Consider the following 22,776-nt stretch of genomic DNA (forward strand, 5'->3'; position numbering starts at 1 on the left):
TTTTATTCAGGATTCCATTCTCTAATATGTATTAAATCAGGAAAAGCCTCTGGTTTGTAAATGGATTTGTTATCAATAATTCGCATGCATTCTTGAATGCCTTCAGGGATGCTGGGGTGTGGGTAAAATATCTTTAAAACCTCTTGTAAACTATTGCCTTGATTAATTAGGTGAGCCACCGAAATAATAAATGCCGAAGCTTGTGGTCCTGCTGCACGCATGCCTAAAATACGCCTTTCATCATCGTTACTTACGAGAAGTTTGACAAAGCCATTGGTATTGCGCATAGCGATTGCTCGGTTTACAAGTTTGTTAGAGTAGTAGGCTGCTTTATAGGCAATTTTCTTTTTTTGCAATTGCTTCTCATTGGCACCAACAGCGGCCACCTCTGGTTTAAAGAACATGAGTGTCGACATGTGAGAATAATCCAGAGGATATTGTGGTACATCACCAATTTTTTCAGCGGCCATGCGCCCTTGGAATTCGGCAACACTATACAATTGAGTGTGACCTGTAACATCGCCAGCTGCATATATGTGACAATGGCCTCGGCCATCCCGCATCACACAATCATCTTGAATTGGAATGTTACCACGTTCATCAAGGTCTACGCCAATGGCCTCTAGTCCGAGCCCTTCACTATTTGGAATTCTACCAATCGCCACCAGCACAACATCTACCTCAATTACTTTACTATGTCCATCCTGATAGTCTAAAACTATTTCGAGATGGTCGGTGTGTTTGCGTATAGTGCGTAAGGTAGCCGTGTGGTGAATGAGGACACCATTTTTTTCTAAGTTTTTGGATACAAAATCGCTAACATCATCATCTTCATATGGAAGTACTTTGTGTGCTCTATCCAGTAAATGAACTTCTGTTTGTGCGAAATTAGAAAAGATAGTTGCAAATTCACAACCAATTATTCCTGATCCTATGATGAGCATTCTTTCTGGAAATTCTTTTAAATCGAGTATTCCATCTGAAGTAATAATGCGTTCGCCATCAATTTGGAGGTCGGTATATTCCCTTGGTCGCGACCCTGTGGCTATAATGAAGTTTTTCCCGTGTAGTTCTTTTGTACCTTCTATGGACCTTACTTCAACAGAGTAGGGGGTAAGAAATTTTGCCCAGCCATATTCAATACTTAGCGAACCACTTTTGCTTTTTTCGCGAGAAAAAGTTTCTATCTGGCTAAGCATTTGATACTGCTTTTCCTTGGCGGCTTGAAGAACGGTTTTTTTTACTTCGGAGAAATCAACACTTAGTGAACCGGCTCTATATCCTCTGTCGATACGTGCAGCTACTGCATAGTCTAGCGATAGTTCGTACATGGTTTTAGAGGTCAACGCGCCATTCATAACGCCTGCTCCTCCTACGTGTTTTGCTTCAATAATACATACATGTTGGCCGTAATCGAGGGCTCTTATAGCGGCAGAATAACCGGCAGGTCCGCTACCAATTACTATCAGGTCAAAAGTGTCAGTCATATGATATTAATATCTTGTACATATATAAACAAAAAGAGCTGCAATTGTTTGATTGCAGCTCTTTCTTTTTCGTGTATTTTGTTATTCGTGCGTTTCGTTGGGGTCAAATGTATCAACGTGTCTGTTTATTTTTTGACTGTATAATTCATCAATGGTCAATATTATTCCCGTTTCTTCAACGTCACCAAATCTGTCGTTAATAGCTGTGCCAAAGGTTTTCATCGATGGCGAGAGGTTCATGTATGCGTTGATAAGTGGAGGGATGTTTTCTCCAAATTCTCTAACGCGCTTAGTTAGTATTTTGTAATCTTCTTGATAGTTTTTTCCACAGAAAATCTCCTTTAAATCATCTTGTGTAAGATCGATTTCAACTGGCTTGTGGGGATATAAAAGTCTGTCAGGATCATTAAAGTACTTCTGTAGAAAGCCTAGTATTAAATCTCTGGCATGTCTGTTGAAGTGCGTATACATGGTTACTTTGCCAAAGAAGTATTTCATTTCAGGATGGCTTACAATTAGTGAGCCTAATCCATCCCAAAGGTTATCCAAGGCAAATAAACTCTTTGTTCCCGCTTTTGACGATTGATAGGTAGGCTGAACAAACGAACGTCCCAATTCAATCATATAGGGTAAATATTCTTTTAAAAATTGATCTGAGAACTGAAATAAACGCGAGGTTGCTAGCTTAACATTGCCCAACTGATCAAAGGGAATGTCGCAGCCCAATAGGTATCGGTATCCACCAAGTATTTCTTTAGCTTGAGGGTCCCAAACGATGAGCTGACGATATGGAATTTCCGCAGTATCATAATCGTCGATGTCCATTTCTTTACCAGTGCCACCACCGGCCATGCGAAATGAAATTTCTCTAAGGCGTCCAACTTCACGCATTAAAGCCGGAGCTTCGTGAGCTGTAAAGTCATATATTTTGTTGTTTCCTTTGTTCGTGTTTCTAACAAAAGTATCCTGCGACAATTCAGCTTCCAATTCTTCTCTCGGTACAGGAGGTATAATATCTTTTGCTCTCATTAACGTATTTTTGAATTTGCGTTATGTACAAATTTAATTAATTTTTTAAGCCGTAAACGTAATCTTTGATTTTTTGTGCCCATTTGTCGGCCTTAGTTCCGTTTTTTAGTTGTTCGTACGTGATGGGTTCGCCAAATGTTATTGTAATGGTCTTACCCTTCTGCTTATACATTTCGTCAACCAAGTAGAGCATTTCTATATTAACTTTTAGGCCAAGGCGTTTACGCCAGTTTGCAAGCTTGTAGAAGAAATTAGTGTTTTGTCCGGATATATGTACTGGTATTATAGTTCGCTTGTGATTAATTGTTTTGCGAATAAAATTCTTTTTCCATTCTAAATCCTCAATACCGTGTTTTTTTCTGCGAGAAACCAATCCGGCTGGGAACATTAAAACTTGCTCGTCGCTGGCATAAGCCTTGTCAATCATTTGAGCCGCTTCTTTGCTGTGCCCTCCGTGTTTATTGACAGGTAAGAAAATAGAGTGGAGGTTTTTGATGTTCATCAGTATGTCGTTAACAGGAAATTTTAAGTGTTTAAAATATTTCCCCACTGCTGACACGAATATCATGCCATCCATGCCACCAAGCGGATGGTTGGCAGCAAAAACAAAGCGCCCATCCTTTGGTATGTTTTCTTCACCTTGAATGGTATACTTAACACCAAAACCATTGACAATTCCTTCTGCATATTCAATGCCATGAAGGTGCTTGATTGTGTCCATGAAAGTATTAACCTCTTCTTGATGTGTTATTCGTTTTAGGTAACGAATTAAAAATCGAGGAATGAATTTTCTTAATCCTGGATTTTTGTCTGTAAACACCTTGTCGATGTCAATGAATTTGGGGCTTTCTGATGTACTCATGATGACGAATTCGATTATTTCGGGGTCAAGTTTAGAAAAATATTTAGACAAAACATAAATACATGAACGATTCTGAGGTCTTCAATTGTTGATATTTCTTAAAAGTTATCAACAAGGTGTAATAAAGTGGGGTAAAGTGGTTGGAGGTGGTTTGTTTTTTATCTATTTTTACAAAACAAATACAGTTTTTGTAATGGTCACATTTATAGGCGATTTTGTTTGTAAGTCCGACTCTAAAGGACGCATTGTGTTGCCTGCACTCTTCAAAAAAGCGATGAGTGCCGGGGAGCAACAGTGTTTTGTGGTGCGCAAAGATTTATTTGAAGACTGTCTTGTGATGGTGCCTTACGATGCTTGGTTGGAAGAAGTGAAGTTGTTGGAAGATAAGCTGAGTTCGTATCGTCAGAAAGATCGTCGTTTAAAAAGGGCTCTTTACAAATCTACTGCAGAAATTAATTTAGATGCCAATGGCCGTTTCTTAATTCCTAAACGTTTAATGGAAATGATAAACGTGAAAGGTGAAGTTGTGTTGTTGGGTGTGGGAAGTAATATTGAATTGTGGAGCAAGCAGCGATTCGAGGAGGAAGATATGCAAGGAGAAGAGCTAGGGTATTTGGCGGAAGATTTGCTAGGGAGTGCAATGGTTGAAGATTAGAAGGGAAACGCAAAATATTATGGAACAGGAATATCATGTGCCGGTGTTGTTGAAAGAGTCTGTTGATGGACTTGCTATAAAGCCTGATGGGATTTATGTGGATCTTACCTTTGGAGGTGGAGGTCATAGTCGTGAGATACTTAGTAGGCTTAACAAGGGTAAGTTAATTGTTTTTGATCAGGATGCAGATGCCTATAATAATCGACCAGATGATGAGCGTTTAATCTTTGTTCGTCATAATTTTCGCTACTTAACTCATTTTTTAAGGTATTTAAATATCCCAAAGGTTGATGGAATTCTAGGTGATTTAGGTGTGTCATCACATCACTTCAACGATGCTGAACGTGGCTTCTCTTTTCGTTTTGATGCCAAGTTAGATATGCGAATGAGTCAGAATCTAAAGACTACCGCAGCCGATATCGTCAATACTTATTCCGAACAAGATTTAAAAAGGTTGTTTTGGCAATACGGTGAAATAAAGAAATCCGGTAAGTTGTCAGGTGCCATAGTTGAGTATCGACAGCAAACTCCTTTTAAAACCACAACGGATCTGAAATTGATAGCCGAAAAATGCGGCCCAAAAAAAGAACAAAGTAAATTCTTAGCGCAGGTGTTTCAGGCTTTACGTATTGAGGTAAATCGGGAAATGGATGTTTTGAAATCGATGTTGATGCAATCGGGTGAGGTGATTGCTAAGGATGGTCGATTGGTGATTATATCTTACCACAGCTTAGAAGATCGTTTGGTGAAGAACTATATACGTTCGGGCGATGTAGATAAAACCAATGCTGAACAAGATTTATTCGGACATACAGACGTTCCGTTTAAGGCAGTCAATCGTAAAATTATCATTCCAAGCGATGAGGAGATAGCTGTTAATGGCCGGGCTCGAAGTGCTAAACTTAGAATTGCTGAAAGGTTATGAATTGGCGGAAAAATAAAATATCAGAATTTATTCTTTCCAAAGAGGAATTTGGTGAATTGCGAAATATCTCTTTCAGAGATATAATTAACGGACGCATTTTTACCCGATTAGTAATCACCAAGCAATTACCCTTTGTCATTTTTATCGCGTTTTTAGGTTTCCTATATATAGGTAACCATTATAAAATGGAAGAGTTAATGCGCGAAGTGGCGGTATTAAACAAAGATTTAAAGGAATTACGTTACGAAGCCATCACAACATCATCGGAATTGATGTTTATGAGTAAGCAAAGTGAGGTGTTGAAAAAGGTGAAAGCTGTTAAGTTGGATTTAGAAGAGTTAACAGAGCCACCTCGTAAATTAAAAGTAAAAAATTAGGGTGCTAATATGCAAATAAAGAAAGGCATCATATTAAGGTTTGGTTTGGTCTACGTTGTTGTAGGTGCGCTTGCTGTGTGGATTTTAGGTACGGCCTTGTATTTGCAATTGATTGAAGGTGATCGCTATGCCGAAGAAGAACAGAAGCAAAATAATAAGGATATAGTAATTGATGCAAATCGGGGTGATATACTGGCTTCGGATTTAAGAAAGTTAGCTTGTTCGGTTCCCACCTATCGTATTCATATGGACATGCGTGCCAATGGATTAACGGATGAGCGTTTTAATACAGGCATTGATAGTTTGGCGATTCAACTGTCGCGATTTTTTGGTGATCGAAGTGTTTCTTATTACAGAAATAATTTAAAGAAAGCGCGCGCAGAAGGACGAAGGTATTACATGGTGCATTCGCGAAGAATTTCTTATACCGATTTAAAAATCGTTAAGGAGTTTCCTATTTTTCGCTTAGGTGCAAACAAGGGAGGATTCATCCCCAAAAAGTATGAACGCCGTAAGTTGCCGTTTGGCGATTTGGCTTCTCGTACCATTGGTAGTTTGTATGCCGAAAAGGATTTGGGTGGTCGTTTTGGTTTGGAGATGGCTTATAATAATAGCCTGAAGGGAATAAATGGAATAAGCAACCGTACGCGTGTTGCAGGTAATTGGGTGGTTGAAGAAGAGATTGAACCAACCGATGGTCATGATATTATTACAACCATTGATATTGGTTTGCAAGATGTAGCTGAATCGGCTTTGCTTCAGCAATTAAGAAAACATAATGCCGATCATGGTTGTGCGGTTTTGATGGAGGTGTCAACGGGGGCTGTGAAGGCAATTGCTAACCTTGGTGTGACTTCGTCTGGTAGATATATCGAAGATTATAATTATGCCATTGGTGAGGCAACCGAGCCGGGTTCTACCTTTAAGTTGGCGTCGATGATAGTAGCTTTGGAGGATGATGTGGTGAAGTTGACCGATAGCATAGAAACAGGCAAGGGCTACTGTTATTTTTACGACCGAAAAATGACAGATAGTCATCATGGCGGATATGGTACTTTAACTGTTCGTGAGGCGTTTGAGAAGTCATCAAATGTGGCTATTTCAAAAATTGTTTTTAATAATTATAAGGATAATCCGCGACGTTTTGTTGATCGAATCCTATCCATGGGTCTAAAAGATCCTTTGGGAATTGAGATAAAAGGAGAAGGCACGCCATTGATAAAATATCCGGGCGAGAAAACCTGGTCGGGTACAACACTTCCTTGGATGTCGATTGGTTATGCACTTCAGCAGACGCCATTACAAATACTTGCTTTTTACAACGCTATTGCAAATAATGGCAAGATGGTGAAGCCTCGATTTGTTGATGGCATCGCTCATCATGGTGAGGTGATTCAAAGAATGAAACCTAAAGTGATTAATCCGTCCATATGTTCTTTGGAAACAATCGAAGAGGTGCATGAATTGTTGGTGGGTGTAGTTGAAAATGGAACGGGTCGAAATATTAAAAACGATCGTTATAAGATAGCCGGAAAAACAGGTACTGCTCAAATTGCACAAGGTAGCACTGGTTATGGTGCAGTGAAATCGTACCAAGCTTCATTTGTTGGGTACTTCCCGGCAGAGCGTCCCTTGTACAGTTGTATTGTAGTGGTGAATGGTCCTTCAAATAATGTGTACTACGGTAATCTTGTTGCAGGTACGGTGTTTGGGAAAATTGCAGAACGTGTTTACGCGCAGAGTTACGATAATCCTGATGTGAAAGAGAATTACGTTATTCCAGTTTCGGAGCTTCAACCTTATGCTAAGGGTGGGCCAAAGGAAGAGTTGTTGACGGTTTTTGATGAAGTGGGTATTTCGGTGAATGGTGAAGAATTGGAGTCGGAATGGATTTCAACACAAGCGCGTGAACATGATATTCAGTTGAAGAGTAAGAGTTTTCCTGATGGCTTGGTGCCTAATGTGAGAGGGCTAGGTGCAAAAGATGCGGTTAATATACTCGAAAACATGGGCTTGAAAGTTCGGATTAGTGGAGTAGGGAGGGTTAAGAGTCAGTCCATGACTGCTGGACAAGCGTTTAGAAGAGGATCAGTTATTAATTTAAAAATGGGCTAATTATCAGCTATGGTTAAATTATCAGAAATAATCAAAGGTTTGGAGGTAATCAAGCGAATCAATTCAAAAGATGTTGAGATTGACGCCTTGGTGTTTGATTCGCGTAAGGTGAGTGCTTCTTCTCTTTTTGTTGCTGTGCCTGGTACTGTGAGTGATGGGCATCAGTTTGTGCCTCAGGTTTTCGATAAGGGATGCCGTTGTGTTGTGTGTGAAGTATTGCCTGTTGATTATCCTGAAGATGCTGTTGTTTTACAGGTGAAAAACTCAGCTCAAGCTTTGGGATTAATGGCTTCAGCTTTTTATAATCACCCTTCTTCTAAATTAAAATTAGTTGGTGTTACCGGAACAAATGGTAAAACAACAACCGCAACATTATTACATTCCTTGGTGAGTGCAATGGGATATAAGGCTGGTTTGTTTTCAACAGTTTCAAATTATATTGGTCAGCAACAAATTGCTGCAACACATACCACGCCCGATGCTGTGACATTAAATAAAATGATGGCTGACATGGTGGAGGCCGGTTGCGATTATTGCTTTATGGAGGTTAGCTCACATGCTTTAGATCAAAAACGAACAGAAGGTCTGAATTTTGCAGGTGCTTTATTTACAAATATTACGCACGATCATCTTGATTATCATCTGACCTTCAAGAATTATATAAACGCTAAAAAATCCTTTTTTGACTCACTTAATAAAGAGGCCTTTGCCTTGGTTAATGCAGATGATAAAAATGGTGCTGTGATGTTGCAGAATTGTGCGGCCTCAAAAAACACCTTTTCTTTAAGAAGTGCTGGTGACTTTAAAGCACGCATTATCGAGAGTATGTTTGAAGGTATGCAGCTCGACATTGATGGTCAAGAGGTTTGGTCGCAATTTGTTGGCAACTTTAATGCGCAGAACTTATTGGCAGTATACGGAGCAGCTGTGTTACTTGGCTTTGATAAGATGGAGGTTTTGGTTGCAATAAGTAAACTTGATGCTGTTGATGGGCGTTTTGAGACCATTCGATCGAAAGATGGAAAAACGGCAATTGTGGATTATGCGCATACGCCGGATGCATTAAAAAATGTACTTGAAACCATTAATCTAATTCGTCAGAGTCAGCAGCAACTAATTACGGTAGTTGGTGCAGGTGGCGATCGCGATCCTATGAAACGTCCTGAAATGGCGAAAGAAGCGGTTGTTGCAAGTTCAAAGGTGATACTAACATCCGATAATCCGCGCAGTGAAGAGCCCGATGCTATTATTGAGCAAATGATGGACGGGGTTAGTTTTAAAGACAGAATTAAGGTCTTGTCAATTGTTAATCGCCGCGAAGCGATTCGAACAGCATGTATGGTTGCCGTGCCGGGCGATATTATTTTGATTGCTGGTAAAGGGCATGAAACCTACCAAGAAATAAAAGGTGAGCGTCATCATTTCGATGATCGTGAAATTGTGAGAGAAGTGTTTAACGCAGAATAAAATAAAAAACAATGTTATACTATTTATTTGAATATTTCGAGTCGCTAAATATGCCTGGAGCTGGTGTTTTCCAATACATCTCGTTTCGTGCTGCGATGGCTATAATTGTTGCTTTATTATTTTCTGCGATTATTGGAAAATTAGTAATTCGTTTGTTACAACGTCAGCAAATTGGTGAGGTTGTGCGCGATTTGGGGCTTGAAGGACAGTACCAGAAGAAAGGTACACCAACCATGGGAGGTGTAATAATTATCGCTTCTATTTTGGTGCCGGTGTTGTTGTTTAGTAAGCTTGATAATGTTTATATTATTCTCATGATCATTTCAACCATATGGCTAGGTGTCATTGGTTTTATCGATGATTATATAAAAGTATTTAAGAAAGATAAAGAGGGATTGGCTGGTAAATTTAAAGTTGCTGGACAGGTGGGCTTAGGTTTAATTGTTGCCATTACTTTGTTTTCGAGTGGCGATGTGGTTGTTCGTGAAAAGATACCTGGTGAAACCGTGATGGTGGAATTGGAAAGTGGCGAAACAGTTGAGCGTGTTGCAACGCGAGAGGTCAAGTCTACTATTACTAATGTACCATTTTTGAAAAATAACCGATTTGACTATTCATCGCTACTATGGTTTCTTGGAGATCAAGCATCTAAATGGGGATGGTTAATTTTTGCTGTTGCAGTTATCTTTATAATTACGGCAGTGTCAAACGGAGCGAATATTACAGATGGATTGGATGGTTTGGCGACGGGTACTTCTGCCATTATTGGCACTACCCTTGGTGTCTTCGCCTATTTATCCAGTAATATAATTTACGCCGATTATCTGAATATAATGTATATCCCGCATTCGCAGGAATTGGTTGTTTTTATTGCTGCATTTATTGGTGCAACGGTTGGTTTCTTGTGGTATAATTCTTTCCCAGCTCAGGTTTTTATGGGTGATACGGGCAGTTTAACACTTGGTGGAATCATTGCTGTGTTTGCCATTTTATTGCGCATCGAATTATTGATCCCAATACTCTGTGGCGTGTTTTTAGTTGAGAATGTATCGGTGTTGATGCAGGTGAGTTGGTTCAAATATACCAAACGAAAATATGGTGTTGGGCGACGGATTTTTAAGATGGCACCCTTACATCATCATTACCAAAAAAAGGGATATGCAGAATCTAAAATTGTTACACGATTTTGGATCATTGGTATTATGTTGGCAGTGTTAACTATTGTTACGCTTAAGGTTAGATAAGAGATTATGCAAAAGTTAGTTGTTTTAGGAGCAGGAGAGAGTGGTGTTGGTGCCGCGTTGCTGGCAAAGCAACAGGCTTGGTCTGTGTTTGTTTCCGATAAAGGTAAGATAGCTGATCGATACAAGAAGGAACTTAACGAGGCTGGCATTGAGTGGGAAGAGGGGCAGCATACTGAGGCGCGAATTCTGGCAGCTCATGAAGTGGTTAAAAGTCCAGGTATTCCTGATACAGTGCCATTGATTCGTCAGTTGCATCATCTTGGAATATCGGTTGTTTCCGAAATCGAATTTGCAGGACGTTATACTGAGGCTAAGAAGATATGTATTACTGGCAGTAACGGTAAAACCACAACCACCATGCTTATTCATTATTTGTTGGAGCAAGCCGGTGTGAAGGTGGCCATGGCAGGTAATGTTGGAACAAGCTTGGCAAGGCAAATTGCTGAAGGGCAAGAGCCAGATTGGTTTGTGATTGAGTTGAGTAGTTTCCAGTTGGATGGCATGTATAAGTTCAAGGCTGATATTGCTGTATTGCTTAATATCACACCCGATCATTTAGATCGCTATGATTATAAGATGGAAAAGTATGTGGATAGTAAATTTCGCATTCTTCAAAATCAAAGCGAAGAGGATGTGTTTATTTATTGCGAAGATGATCCTGTTATTCGAGAAGCACTGGGTGAGCGGCTCTTAAAATCTGAATTATTACCATTTTCTCAAAAAGATATACTCAAACGTGGAGCTTATTCTACCACCGATGAGATGATTATTAATTATAACGATGATTCTATGTCAATTTTTTCACAAGAACTATCCTTGCAAGGCCGTCATAATTTGTACAATTCTATGGCAGCAGGCATTGTAGCTCAGGTATTGAAAATAAAGAAGAAATTTATTCGTGAGAGCCTAACTAGCTTTAAAGGGGTAGAACATCGCCTCGAAAAAGTAGTTTCCGTTAAAGGGCTTGAGTTTATAAATGATTCGAAAGCAACCAATGTTAATTCAAGTTGGTATGCATTGGAGTGCATGGATAAAAAAGTGATTTGGATTGCTGGTGGAGTTGACAAGGGTAACGACTATTCTGAGTTGTTCCCAATGGTGGAGAAGAAAGTTAAGGCGCTCATATGTTTGGGTGTTGATAATAGTAAATTGCTTGACTCATTTGGTGGCTTAGTGCCGATTTATGAAACAGCATCGATGAAGGATGCGGTAAATAAAGCATACGAACTGGGTAAGAAGAATGAGGTGGTGTTGTTATCGCCGGCATGTGCTAGTTTCGATTTGTTCGATAGTTATGTGCAGCGTGGTGTTGAGTTTAAGAAGTGTGTTCAGGATTTATAAGAAAATTGGATGAGCGAAACGATTCGTAAATACATAAAGGGTGATCGCATTATTTGGATGGTGATTATTGCTTTGGCTGTTTTTTCTAGCTTGGTTGTGTATAGTGCCACTGGAAACTTAGCCTATAAGCATCACGATGGCAATGCTATTTATTACCTGTTTCGTCATGCCAAGTTTTTATTGGTAGGTATTGCTATTATTGTTGGTGTTCATCATTTGAACTATAAGTGGTTTGCGCGCTTTGCGGTTGTTTTCTTGTATCTGGCCATTGCTTTATTGGCCATAACTTTGCTTTCGGGTGTAAGTTTAAATCAAGCGAGTCGTTGGTTAACAGTTCCGGTTGTTGGCATATCGTTTCAGCCCTCTGAAATTGCCAAGTTGGCCCTAATGATGTACATCGCAAAAGTATTGGCGCAGTACCAAAGCAACGATCGAAATGCAGATGAGGCCTTCAAACCAATCATCATTCATGTGGGTATTGTTTGTGCACTTATTTTTAGAGAGGATTTTTCTACAGCTGGATTAATTGGAGCAACAAGTTTAATTGTCATGTTCATTGGTCGGGTTTCGTTAAAATATATATTGGGAACAGTTGGAGCTGTTGTGTTGTTTGTGGTTGTTATACTTTGGTTGTCGGAGTATGTGCCATTTTTGCATCGAGCAAGTACCTGGAAAGCACGTATTGAAAGGTTTGTTGGTTCAGATGATGGAGCCAAAGAGGTAAGTAGTGCCGATTATCAATCAGAGCGTTCTAAAATGGCAATAGCCACGGGTGGATTCATGGGGAAAGGACCAGGTAATAGTCATCAAAGGTATTTTTTGCCTCATCCCTACAGTGATTTTGTATATGCTATCATAACAGAGGAGTTTGGATTTATAGGCGCCTTTTTTGTGATGTTAGCCTATCTTATTTTGCTATTTCGATCCGGTGTAATAGTGCGGGCAAGTACACGAACATTCCCTGCTTTTTTAGTGGTTGGACTATCTACTTTACTCTGTGTGCAGGCTTTCATAAATATGGGAGTGGCAGTTGGCGTATTTCCGGTAACGGGACAACCCTTGCCCTTGGTAAGTATGGGTGGTACATCAACACTTTTTACATGCTTGGCTCTGGGAGCAATATTGAGTGTGAGCCGCAATAATATGGAAGAAAAAATGGAAGCTGAGCAAGAATCAGTGGAACAAACATCATAAAATATGAGTCAGATACGCGTGCTTATTAGTGGGGGTGGAACAGGAGGGCATATCTTTCCTGCCATATCCATTGCCAATGCTGTAAAAGAGTTGTTGCCTGATGCGCAAATATTGTTTGTTGGGGCTCAGGGCAAAATGGAAATGGAAAAGGTGCCGGCTGCAGGTTATGAGATTGTTGGTTTGCCCGTGGCTGGTTTTCATCGAAAATTAACCTTACGAAATTTATCTTTTCCATTCAAGCTCATTAAAAGCTTGATGAAAGCGCGTAAAGTGATAAAAGATTTTAAGCCGCATGTGGCGGTTGGAGTAGGCGGATATGCAAGTGGACCTGTGCTCCGTGTTGCATCAAAAGCTGGAATACCTTGTTTGCTGCAGGAGCAAAATTCTTTTCCTGGTGTGACCAATCGAATATTAGCGCGAAAAGCCGCTAAAATTTGTGTGGCTTACGATAAGATGGATCGGTTTTTTCCAAAGGATAAGATTCTTTTAACAGGAAATCCTGTAAGAGATAATCTCTTGAATAAGGTTAATCGCGAAGAAGCAGCTGAGTTCTTTGGTTTGGATGCTTCAAAAAAGTGTATCCTGGTCATTGGCGGAAGTTTAGGAGCGCGTTCTGTTAATAATGGTATTATTAATTCAATCGATGATTTGCCCGAAGATTGTCAGATGATATGGCAGGCAGGACGATTTTATATTGAAGAAATGAGAGCAAAACTACCCGAAGCTTTTAAGGAACGTGTAGTCGTAACAGATTTTATTAGTCGTATGGATTTGGCATTTGCCATGGGCGATGTGGTTATTTCACGAGCGGGAGCTAGTTCTATTTCTGAATTGGCTTTGTTGGCAATACCATCGGTGTTTGTGCCATCACCAAATGTGTCGGAAGATCATCAGACCAAAAATGCGATGGCCTTGGTTGATAAAGAAGCTGCTGTATTAGTTAAGGATGTTGATGTAAATGTGGTTGTTAAAACGGCCGTTGATTTAGTGAATGACGACTCGCTACTAAATAAATTGAGTGCCAACATTAAGTTGATGGCCAAGCCAAATGCGGCAAAAGATATTGCTGAGGAAGTTATAAAGCTAGCAAAAAGTAAGTAAGACATATGTTGCAACTGAAGGATATAAAGAGTGTATATTTCATTGGAATAGGTGGAATCGGGATGAGTGCCTTAGCACGTTTCTTTAAATATGAAGGAAAAGAGGTTGCAGGGTACGATCGTACTCAAACCGACCTTACTCATAAATTGGAGGTAGAAGGAATTTCTATTCACTACACCGATGATGTAGATTTAATATCAAGCACTTTTAAGCAGCAGTTGTCTTGTTTGGTGGTTTATACACCGGCTGTTCCCAAAGATCATACCGAATTAAATTTCTTTCGTGACAATGGATTTACTGTAAAGAAACGTGCAGAAGTACTTGGCTTGTTAACGCAGGGTATGGATGGTATTTGTGTGGCAGGTACGCATGGTAAAACAACCATTTCAAGTATGACTGCTCACTTATTGAAACAATCAAAAGTAGGATGTAATGCTTTCTTAGGGGGTATTACTAATAATTATAAAACCAATTTTTTACACGATGTAAAGTCGCCGTATGTGGTGCTTGAGGCCGATGAGTTTGATCGCTCATTTTTGCACTTGAAACCGCATTTTGCGTTGGTGTCCGCAATGGATGCTGATCATTTAGATATTTACGGTGATGCGGAGCAGGTTTATGCTGCTTTTAATGAGTTTGTTTCTCTAATTGGTGCTGGTGGTGCTTTGTTGCACAAAGTTGGCTTGCCAATTAATGAGCCGGATGAAGAGGTCGAAATCTTTACCTATTCACTCGATGAGGAGGGTGATTTTTACCCTACGAACCTTCATTTAAAAAATGGCTTGTATCAATTTGACTTACAATCGCCCTTCGGAAAAATATCAAATGTAACTCTAGGTATACCTGGTTTGGTCAATGTTGAAAATGCAGTAGGAGCAATGGGTTTGGCTTTATTATCGGGTGTTGAGGAGGATGAGATACGTGAAGCTTTACCGAAGTTTTCTGGTATTAAGCGACGTTTCGAGTATCATGTTCGTGAGGAGGGTATGGTGTACATCGATGATTACGCGCATCATCCCGAGGAGATTAATGCAACCGTTAAGTCGGTTCGTGCCATTTATCCTGAAAAAGAATTAACCGTTGTTTTTCAGCCGCATTTATTTACACGAACTCAGGATTTTGCAGAAGGTTTTGCAAAGGCATTGGATAAATGTGATCAAATATTCTTATTGGATATCTATCCGGCTCGTGAATTACCAATTGAGGGAGTTAATTCTGAAATGATACTTAAGCTTATGGAGTCGGAGAAGGTTAAGGTGGTTAAAAAAGAGGCTTTGCTTGATGAATTGTTAAAGGTGAAGCCAGAGTTGGTTTTGTCGTTGGGAGCGGGCGATATTGATAAGTTGGTGCCAAGTTTGGCAGAGGGATTAAAGGATTCCATCAGCAATTAATTAACGTTTGGCAAATTGTTAATAAATATTGCTTATAAGTTTGTTTTTAGCTTAACGGAAAAAGTTATATTTAAGCGGATAAAACTGTTTTATTAAAGAAAGTGAAGCGTTTAAAGAACATAGCAGGTATAGCCATTATCGTGATTTATTTCCCGATCATGTTTTCATTTGTTTCTATTAGTAAGGAGCAGATGGTATGTGGTGTGGTTATGTCTGAGGTGAAGGATAGCGTAGATAACCAGTTTATTACACGAGATGAGATTCGGGATATAGCGCTTGAGAAGTACCCTGGAATATTAGGCCGAAAAGTAAATGAAATTAATAGCGAAGAGGTGGAGCAGTTCTTTTTAAAGCATCCTGCTGTAGCCAATTGCGAGGTTTATTTTACTTATGGAGGTGCCATTCATGTGGATGTGACGCAACGTCAACCAATGTTAAGGGTCTTTGAAAGTAATAAATCGTACTATTTAGATAGAGATGGTGAGAAGATGCCATTATTTAAAAAGCATTCGGCACATGTATTGGTGGCTAGTGGTTATTTAAAAAAGTTAAAGAATAAAGAAGATTTAGTTTGTATTGCTAAGACCATCATGGACGATGAGTTTTGGCAGGCACAAATTGAGCAAGTATATATTTCATCCAAAGGAGAATTTATGATGGTGCCGCGTGTTGGTGATCATCTTATTGAGTTTGGTAGCATTGAACGTATGGAAGAAAAGTTTCGGAATCTGCGGGCTTTGTATAAAAATGGGTGGGAATCCCGTGAGTGGAATTTGTATAAAAGAGTCAATCTAAAATATAAAGGGCAAGTCGTTTGCACAAAAGCATAGTTGTTATGAATCAGGATCCAAATCTTATAGCCGCTATCGACATTGGTACAACTAAAATTGTTGCCATTGTTGGTCGTAAAACTGAAGAAGGTAAACTCCAGCTCATGGGCATGGAGCAGGTACCATCTATTGGTGTTAAAAGAGGTGTTGTTTTAAATATTGACGAGACAGTTTCGTCAATCAAACAAGCCGTATCGAAAATTGAACAGAAATTAAACATTACCTTATCCGAGGTGTATGTTGGTATTGCTGGGCAGCACATCAAGAGTTTGCGTAATAGAGGATATCGATTTATTGAAACAGGTTTGGAAATTACTCAATCAGATGTTGATCATTTGTTTGATGATAATTACAAGATTCCGGTTGAAGCAGGTGAAAAAATCATGCATGTCATCCCACAAGATTACATTGTGGATAATGAGATGGGTGTGAAAAATCCGGTGGGTATGTCGGGGCGTCGTTTGGAGGGTAACTTCCACATCGTACTCGGACGTATAGCTTCGGTTAAAAATATTGAGAAATGCATAAGGCGTGTGGCATTACAACTTAACGACTTGATTCTTGAGCCGCTTGCATCTTCGAAAAGTGTTTTAACTGAGGAAGAAAAAGAAGCTGGTGTTGTTTTGGTTGACATAGGTGGTGGAACGACTGATGTAGCTGTTTTTTACGACGGTATCATACACCACACGGCAGTCATTCCATTTGGTGGAAACGTGGTTACATCGGATATTAAGGAAGGTTGTCAGGTATTGTATAAGCAAGCTGAATCATTGAAAGTGCAATTTGGATCTGCAATGAGTGATATGGCGCGTGAAGACATGGTAGTGACAATTCCTGGAATGGCTGGGTGGGAACCTAAAGAAATATCGTTCAAAAGTCTGGCCTATATCATTCAGGCTCGAATGGAAGAAATTATTGACTATGTAACTTTTCAGATTGAAAGTTCGGGCTGCTACGATAAGGTTGGTGCAGGTATTGTGCTTACTGGTGGGGGAGCCTTACTTAAGAATTTACCAGAGTTGATTAAATATCGCACAGGATTAGATGTGCGCATGGGATTACCCGATCGCTTCTTAGTTGGCGATGTTCCAGAAATGGCGCACATGCCAATGTATTCAACAAGTATTGGTTTGGTGATAAGTGCCATGGAGCGTCCTAAACGAAAAATTATTGAGCCTGAATTGTTTGGTGAAGTAGAGCCGAAAAAACAAGAAGTAGATCAACGTTCTTCGTATCGTAAAGAAAGGCAGAAGAAGGAAAAGGCCAACTATAAAACTGGTAACTTATTCAGTGGCATCAAAAATGGTTTGGTGAATATCTTCGATGAGAAAGATGTTGAAATGTAATTTGATTTAAAAGGACGGATATGAGCGAAGATTTAATGAATTTTGAGATGCCATTAAATAATTCTTCAATCATTAAGGTGATTGGAGTCGGTGGTGGAGGTAGTAATGCCGTCAATTACATGTATAATCTTGGGATTAAGGATGTGAGTTTCGTGGTATGTAATACCGATGCTCAAGCTTTGGAAAGTAGTCCTGTCCCTACCAAAATACAATTAGGAGAATCATTAACCGAAGGGCGCGGAGCCGGCAATAAACCGGATAAAGGACGCGAGTCGGCCATTGAAAACCTTGAGGATGTTGTGAATGCCATTGGTGCAGATACCAAGATGGTGTTTGTAACTGCTGGTATGGGTGGCGGTACCGGAACAGGTGCAGCCCCTATTATCGCTCAAAAAGCGAAGGAGCTTGGTATACTAACCGTTGGTATTGTAACCATTCCGTTTCGTTTTGAAGGTAAGCTCCGAGTGAATCAAGCCTTGGATGGTATTGCCGAAATGGAGAAGCATGTTGATTCTCTACTTATCATCAATAATGAGCGCTTGCGAGAGATGTTTGGCGATTTGAAATTATCCAACGCTTTCTCTAAAGCAGATGATGTGTTAGCAACTGCGGCCAAAGGTATTGCTGAAATTATAACTGTACATGGATACATTAACGTGGATTTCGCTGATGTTGAAACGGTAATGAAAGACAGTGGTGTTGCCATCATGGGATCGGCTTATGCCGAAGGAGAGAAACGTGCCATTGATGCTATTCAGGCTTCGTTAGAATCTCCGTTGCTGAATAATAACGATATACAAGGTGCTCGAAACATATTGCTTAACATCACATCGGGTAGCGAAGAGGTTACCATGGATGAGGTGGGAGAGATAACTGATTATGTGCAGACCGTTGTGGGTGATAGTGCTTCTATTATTTGGGGTACAGGTAATGATGAAACACTTGAATCACAGGTGTGTGTTACCATTATAGCTACTGGTTTTGTGTCGGGGCAGCTTATTCAGCATCAAGAAAAGAAGAAAGAACAAGATTTAACACGATTTACTCTTGATGAGAATGGGGAGATTGTGGAACAAAGCGATGATGCACCTGAGGCTAGCTTAGAGGATACTATTGACGATGAGGGTGGACGAGTTATAGATTTTGAGTTGATTGAACTTGAGAAGCAAAAACGCATTGATAAATTCTATAAACCAATTGTGCCAAATACGTCTAAGCCCGAGGTAGAGCATTTTCAGCTTGGTGAGGATGATGGTACTGGTGTTTTGAGTGATTCATTAACAAGTAAACAGCCAGTTTATACTCAGCTTTCGCAGGAAGAGATGGAAGATGAGCGAATGATTGAGCAAATGGAAAAGGTGCCTGCTTATAAGCGCAAACAAATGCAGCTTGAAAATAATAAACAGCAGCAAAGTGCACCCAAGCAACAGCCTATTAGCCGTTTCTCATTGTCCGACGATTCGAAGAATGGGCCTAAAATAAGTAGAGATAATCCATATCTGCATGATAATGTAGATTAATTAGATATGATATGAGCTTAGAATTAACAATCAATAACGATATTAAGGAAGCAATGAAAGCGAAGGATAAAATTCGTTTGGAAGCATTGCGAGGAATTAAAAAAGAAATACTTGAGGCTAAATCAGCTAAAGGTGCTGCAAGTGAGATAAGCGACACGGATGTTGTGAAGATTATTCAGAAAATGGTGAAGCAGCGTAAGGATGCCGCCGCTTTATTTAGTGGACAAGATCGTGCTGATTTGGCGGATAAAGAGTTGGAAGAAATTAAAGCCATTGAAGGTTATTTGCCTGCACAGATGAGTAGAGAAGAGTTGGTTGGTGCTGTGAAAGTGATAATCGAAAAAGTAGGTGCCACATCGATGAAGGAGATGGGTAAAGTGATGGGTATGGCATCCAAAGAGTTGGCTGGTAAAGCTGATGGTAAGGATATTTCGGTAGTTGTGAAAGAGTTATTAGGCTAGAAATAGATTAGATATAATTTAAAACCCGATTGCTTTTGGTGATCGGGTTTTTTGTTTTTGGTAAATTATTAAGAATTATATCCAGCGCTTGTCTAAGGGTTGCCGAGAAGAGGTAAGTAATGAAGTACAATGTGTATGATGAAAAGTTATAGAATTAATTAGATCTCGGCTATGCTCGATCACCAGGTTTGGTCATCGAGAATACCTTGAGCTTGTCAAAGGGTTGTCGAGATGCAACATCTAATCACTTAGCGAGCTTTTCTCAATTGTCGTTTTATGTGAAATTTAACTTTTTCGTTAAGGTAACTCTGCCAGCTTTGTTTCAGTTCCGAACATTGAGTACGCATGCAATTGTTAAAATGACTGATGCCATTCGATTTTCGAAGCCCTTCTACTAAATGTTTGGTTATGCTTCTGTCTTCAATCTCCTGCGAAAAATCCATCATTGTATTATAGAGCTCACGCGAATTCATGCTCTTAATGTTCAGATAGCTATCTGGTTCCATTTCTACATCTTCCATAGCTTGGTTCACACTGTCGTTAAAATCGGCAAAGTCATCAAACTCAGGTGCAGAAACAATTTTCCCTGTTTTTTTGTGTACATAAACAACGTTACCTATGTCGAGTAGGCGAGCAATTTCTTGTATGGAGGAAGCAGAAGTTGTAATCATAATTTAAACATTAAGTTTATACGCTAGCATGATTTGCGAATTCTACCGCTTTTAAAAATAGATATTTTTTTTGAATCCCAATAGATTTACTGGCATGATAAATATTAGTGTCATAATAGATGGCCCTACTCTTGAGTGAAAAGTCCCTGCTCGGGAGTGTCTGGTACGCACTCGCGAACCAAAAGTACCTACTCTTGAATCAAAAGTACGCACTCTTTAGTTATAAGTACCCGCTCGGAAGTCTTTGGTACCTACTTTTATGTCGTTATCTCCCACTCTCGAGTCGTTATCCCTCAGTTGTAAGGGGTCAGTACCTGCTTTTATTATAAAAGTACCCTGCTGCCGAGCGTTTCGAATCGCGTGGTATATTAATAGAAAGAATGTAAAGAATTGAAAAAGTTTTGACCAGTGTAACAATCATGCGTCAGATTCGCGGGGAAGCTTAGGGAGCGGTTCTTTATGGGCGTAATGCAAAAGAGAACCGTTCCTTAGAATAGATGGTCTTGCTACGCCCAATATCAGCTATTCTCTCCGAAGGAAAATAATTGGCGTAAATTCGTGTAATTCGCGGACAGCATTTAATAGTGCTTAAATTAATTGTGTAAAGTTGGTGTATCACTATCATTTCTATACTTCAGCTACTTTTAATTGAGTTGATTGCTGTAAATTGTTACTGTTGTTGGCGCCTGGAAGTGATATGTATACGCTCGTGTGTTTATTTTTTTCGCTCTCCACCCAGATGTTTCCTTTGTGTCTTTCAACAAACTCTTTGCAAAGAATGAGCCCCAAACCACTGCCACTTGGTGAATTTTCTGAGTTTATAAAATAGGTTTCCTTTTGAGTAAATAAGTCTTCAGTTTCTTTCGCGGTCATTCCATCTCCATTGTCCTTAATGCAAATGATTACATTGTCCTTACGTTTCTCAACCGTTATTTCAATAGATGAGTTGGCTGGAGAATGTTTTAATGCATTAGAGACTAGATTTCGAACAATGGTTCGAAGCATGTTTATATCGGCGTTAATAATTATCGAATCATCAATGTTGAATAAGAACTCGACTTGATGTGTATTAATTGAATTGTCTAAAACTTTTACGGTTGAAAGTATGAGAGGTTTTAGTGGTGTGACTACTGGTTCATAATTAATCTGACCTCGTTGCGAATTAGCCCAGCATAATAAATTCTCGAGTAAATGATAGGTGCCTGCAGATGATTTGCGAGCAGCAATTAAAAGGTTTTTAATGTCGTTGGTATCATAATCAGGCAACTCCATGTATAATTCAATCAACTCCTTCAAGCCACCAACTGGCCCCCGTAAATCATGCCCTATAATGGAAAGTAAACGGTCTTTAGATTGGTTCGATTGTTCTAACTGAGTGTTGATGTTTGTTATCTCACGTTGCTTTAGCTTTAGGTCATCGTCAGATCTTTTGAGCTTTATCCATTGGCGATTCATGATCGACCCAATTATGATCAGAATCAAGGTCATGCTTCCAATGAAAAGAATAATCATCTGCATGGTCTTCAACTCTGCTTTTTGTGCTATCTCTTTTTGTTTTAATTCTGCTATTTCCTTCTTTTGTTTCAGTAGATTATTGTCATGCTCCAATTGAAGTAATTTATCTGAAAAAGAAGTATTGAGGAAAGAATCTTTAACATGCGTATAATGCCGAAAGTAAGAAAGTGCATCTTGTTTGTTTCCCACTATTATGCTGTGTTCTGTTCGATTATAATAATATTGGGCTAAAAATTCACCTGATGGTTTTACCTTTTTCAAGAGGCTATCTATTCGAGAGCTGATGCGGTCAGCATCTTTTAAATTCTCTTTTTTTAGGCTTATTCGATATAGGTTTTGAAGCGTATTTAAAATGCCAATTGTGTCTTTTTTTGCTTCTTTTAATCGAAGCGATTTGTTTAAATAGTTGTTAGCTTTATTGTATTCCTTTTGCTTTAGGTAAATAACGCCTAGATTATTGTATAGCATATGGTGCCTATGCGTATTGTTGCTCTCATTAATACTCTCTTCGACTATTTTGTAATAATGAAGTGCCTTTTCTGGTTGTGATGAATCATTATAATAATTGGCTACATTTAAATAGGTCATCTCTTTTGTGTTGATGCCGCACTGATCAAGTTTCTCTAGTGCCAGCGTATAGTATTTAAATGCAAGTCCTTCATTATCGTTTCGAGAAAAATAATTTGCCAAGCGATTATAGCTATTTACTTCCCATTGGGCATTCTTTAGTAAGGAATAATAATGGGCAGCATTGGTAAACGCTGTGTGTAAGGTTTCTGTTTGAAACCGTTTAGTTGCTCTTGCACCAATAACATAATTAGTTTCCGCGAGGCCGGCATAGCAATCGTTCTTAGTAAAAATGGTTAAGGCATGGTTTAAAAGAGAATCCGTCCCTTGATATTCTAAATCATATATAATGGATTTACAGTACTGAATAATATAAACCGCTTTTATTAATTGACTGTTTGGTTTGTTTTGTTCTAATAATAGTTTGTATCGGTCAGTATTCGTTTTTTCTGCTGGTAATTGAGCTACCTTGTCTTTTGCGATTTCTTTATGAGTATAGAAGACGTGTGATAATGAGTCTTGTTTGTTTACTTGTGGAACAGAAAGGCAAGCAATAATAGTAATGTGTAGAAAGGCTAAAAGGAGGAGCAGAGGTTTTATCATACCAGTTTACTTTGGTATAAAAATAACTAATATTTTTTAGCATCAAAATGAGTATTCTCGCTACATGTCTATTTT

Annotated in this window: 19 protein-coding genes; 14 read left to right on the forward strand and 5 right to left on the reverse strand. The window is 39.3% G+C overall.

What is annotated here, in order from left to right:
• Window positions 1-2: 2 nt before the first annotated feature.
• The 3 genes from ACRD7B_RS18705 to glsA form a co-directional block, all read right to left on the reverse strand.
• On the reverse strand, window positions 3-1,487 hold the full coding sequence (locus ACRD7B_RS18705; protein ID WP_430826159.1) for a dihydrolipoyl dehydrogenase family protein: 1,485 nt from the start codon (window positions 1,485-1,487) through the stop codon (window positions 3-5).
• An 81-nt stretch (window positions 1,488-1,568) separates the two neighbouring features.
• Window positions 1,569-2,516: a glycine N(alpha)-acyltransferase GlsB gene (gene glsB / locus ACRD7B_RS18710; RefSeq protein ID WP_430826160.1), complete on the reverse strand. Its 948-nt coding sequence runs from the start codon at window positions 2,514-2,516 to the stop codon at window positions 1,569-1,571.
• Window positions 2,517-2,553: 37 nt separating this feature from the next.
• A complete protein-coding gene (gene glsA, locus ACRD7B_RS18715) occupies window positions 2,554-3,378 on the reverse strand; it encodes a lyso-glycine lipid O-acyltransferase GlsA (RefSeq protein ID WP_430826161.1) in 825 nt (274 codons plus the stop codon).
• 88 nt (window positions 3,379-3,466) lie between these two features.
• Here glsA and ACRD7B_RS18720 point away from each other — a divergent pair, with 88 nt between their 5' ends.
• The 14 genes from ACRD7B_RS18720 to ACRD7B_RS18785 all read left to right on the forward strand — a co-directional run bounded on the left by ACRD7B_RS18720 (window position 3,467) and on the right by ACRD7B_RS18785 (window position 19,345).
• Window positions 3,467-4,033 (forward strand): division/cell wall cluster transcriptional repressor MraZ, encoded by a 567-nt coding sequence (locus ACRD7B_RS18720; RefSeq protein WP_430826162.1) that lies wholly within the window; start codon window positions 3,467-3,469, stop codon window positions 4,031-4,033.
• Window positions 4,034-4,052: 19 nt separating this feature from the next.
• On the forward strand, window positions 4,053-4,958 hold the full coding sequence (gene rsmH / locus ACRD7B_RS18725; protein WP_430826163.1) for a 16S rRNA (cytosine(1402)-N(4))-methyltransferase RsmH: 906 nt from the start codon (window positions 4,053-4,055) through the stop codon (window positions 4,956-4,958).
• Window positions 4,955-5,335, forward strand: a complete 381-nt coding sequence (locus tag ACRD7B_RS18730; protein ID WP_430826164.1) for an FtsL-like putative cell division protein — start codon at window positions 4,955-4,957, stop codon at window positions 5,333-5,335. The genes rsmH and ACRD7B_RS18730 overlap by 4 nt, the downstream gene beginning before the upstream one ends.
• A 9-nt stretch (window positions 5,336-5,344) precedes the next feature.
• Window positions 5,345-7,450, forward strand: coding sequence for a penicillin-binding protein (locus ACRD7B_RS18735; protein ID WP_430826165.1), 2,106 nt, complete (start codon window positions 5,345-5,347; stop codon window positions 7,448-7,450).
• A gap of 9 nt (window positions 7,451-7,459) precedes the next feature.
• Entirely contained in the window at window positions 7,460-8,917 is a 1,458-nt protein-coding gene (locus ACRD7B_RS18740) for a UDP-N-acetylmuramoyl-L-alanyl-D-glutamate--2,6-diaminopimelate ligase (RefSeq protein ID WP_430826166.1), read from the forward strand.
• An 11-nt stretch (window positions 8,918-8,928) separates the two neighbouring features.
• Entirely contained in the window at window positions 8,929-10,161 is a 1,233-nt protein-coding gene (gene mraY, locus ACRD7B_RS18745) for a phospho-N-acetylmuramoyl-pentapeptide-transferase (protein WP_430826167.1), read from the forward strand.
• Window positions 10,162-10,167: 6 nt separating this feature from the next.
• Window positions 10,168-11,502, forward strand: coding sequence for a UDP-N-acetylmuramoyl-L-alanine--D-glutamate ligase (gene murD / locus ACRD7B_RS18750; protein ID WP_430826168.1), 1,335 nt, complete (start codon window positions 10,168-10,170; stop codon window positions 11,500-11,502).
• 9 nt (window positions 11,503-11,511) lie between these two features.
• Window positions 11,512-12,696, forward strand: a complete 1,185-nt coding sequence (locus ACRD7B_RS18755) for an FtsW/RodA/SpoVE family cell cycle protein (protein WP_430826169.1) — start codon at window positions 11,512-11,514, stop codon at window positions 12,694-12,696.
• Between the two features lie 3 nt (window positions 12,697-12,699).
• On the forward strand, window positions 12,700-13,797 hold the full coding sequence (gene murG, locus ACRD7B_RS18760) for an undecaprenyldiphospho-muramoylpentapeptide beta-N-acetylglucosaminyltransferase (protein ID WP_430826170.1): 1,098 nt from the start codon (window positions 12,700-12,702) through the stop codon (window positions 13,795-13,797).
• A gap of 5 nt (window positions 13,798-13,802) precedes the next feature.
• Complete coding sequence (gene murC, locus ACRD7B_RS18765; RefSeq protein ID WP_430826171.1) at window positions 13,803-15,188, forward strand: UDP-N-acetylmuramate--L-alanine ligase; 1,386 nt, start codon at window positions 13,803-13,805, stop codon at window positions 15,186-15,188.
• Between the two features lie 101 nt (window positions 15,189-15,289).
• On the forward strand, window positions 15,290-16,018 hold the full coding sequence (locus tag ACRD7B_RS18770) for a cell division protein FtsQ/DivIB (protein WP_430826172.1): 729 nt from the start codon (window positions 15,290-15,292) through the stop codon (window positions 16,016-16,018).
• Between the two features lie 5 nt (window positions 16,019-16,023).
• On the forward strand, window positions 16,024-17,364 hold the full coding sequence (gene ftsA, locus ACRD7B_RS18775) for a cell division protein FtsA (RefSeq protein WP_430826173.1): 1,341 nt from the start codon (window positions 16,024-16,026) through the stop codon (window positions 17,362-17,364).
• A gap of 20 nt (window positions 17,365-17,384) precedes the next feature.
• Complete coding sequence (gene ftsZ / locus ACRD7B_RS18780; RefSeq protein WP_430826174.1) at window positions 17,385-18,884, forward strand: cell division protein FtsZ; 1,500 nt, start codon at window positions 17,385-17,387, stop codon at window positions 18,882-18,884.
• A gap of 11 nt (window positions 18,885-18,895) precedes the next feature.
• Complete coding sequence (locus ACRD7B_RS18785; RefSeq protein WP_430826175.1) at window positions 18,896-19,345, forward strand: GatB/YqeY domain-containing protein; 450 nt, start codon at window positions 18,896-18,898, stop codon at window positions 19,343-19,345.
• A gap of 248 nt (window positions 19,346-19,593) precedes the next feature.
• Here the strand turns inward: ACRD7B_RS18785 and ACRD7B_RS18790 are convergent, their stop codons facing one another.
• Window positions 19,594-20,016: a UPF0158 family protein gene (locus ACRD7B_RS18790; RefSeq protein ID WP_430826176.1), complete on the reverse strand. Its 423-nt coding sequence runs from the start codon at window positions 20,014-20,016 to the stop codon at window positions 19,594-19,596.
• Between the two features lie 627 nt (window positions 20,017-20,643).
• Window positions 20,644-22,701, reverse strand: coding sequence for an ATP-binding protein (locus ACRD7B_RS18795; protein WP_430826177.1), 2,058 nt, complete (start codon window positions 22,699-22,701; stop codon window positions 20,644-20,646).
• Window positions 22,702-22,776 lie beyond the last annotated feature (75 nt).

Source organism: Carboxylicivirga fragile, from assembly GCF_050589805.1.
GTDB classification, from domain to species: domain Bacteria; phylum Bacteroidota; class Bacteroidia; order Bacteroidales; family Marinilabiliaceae; genus Carboxylicivirga; species Carboxylicivirga fragile.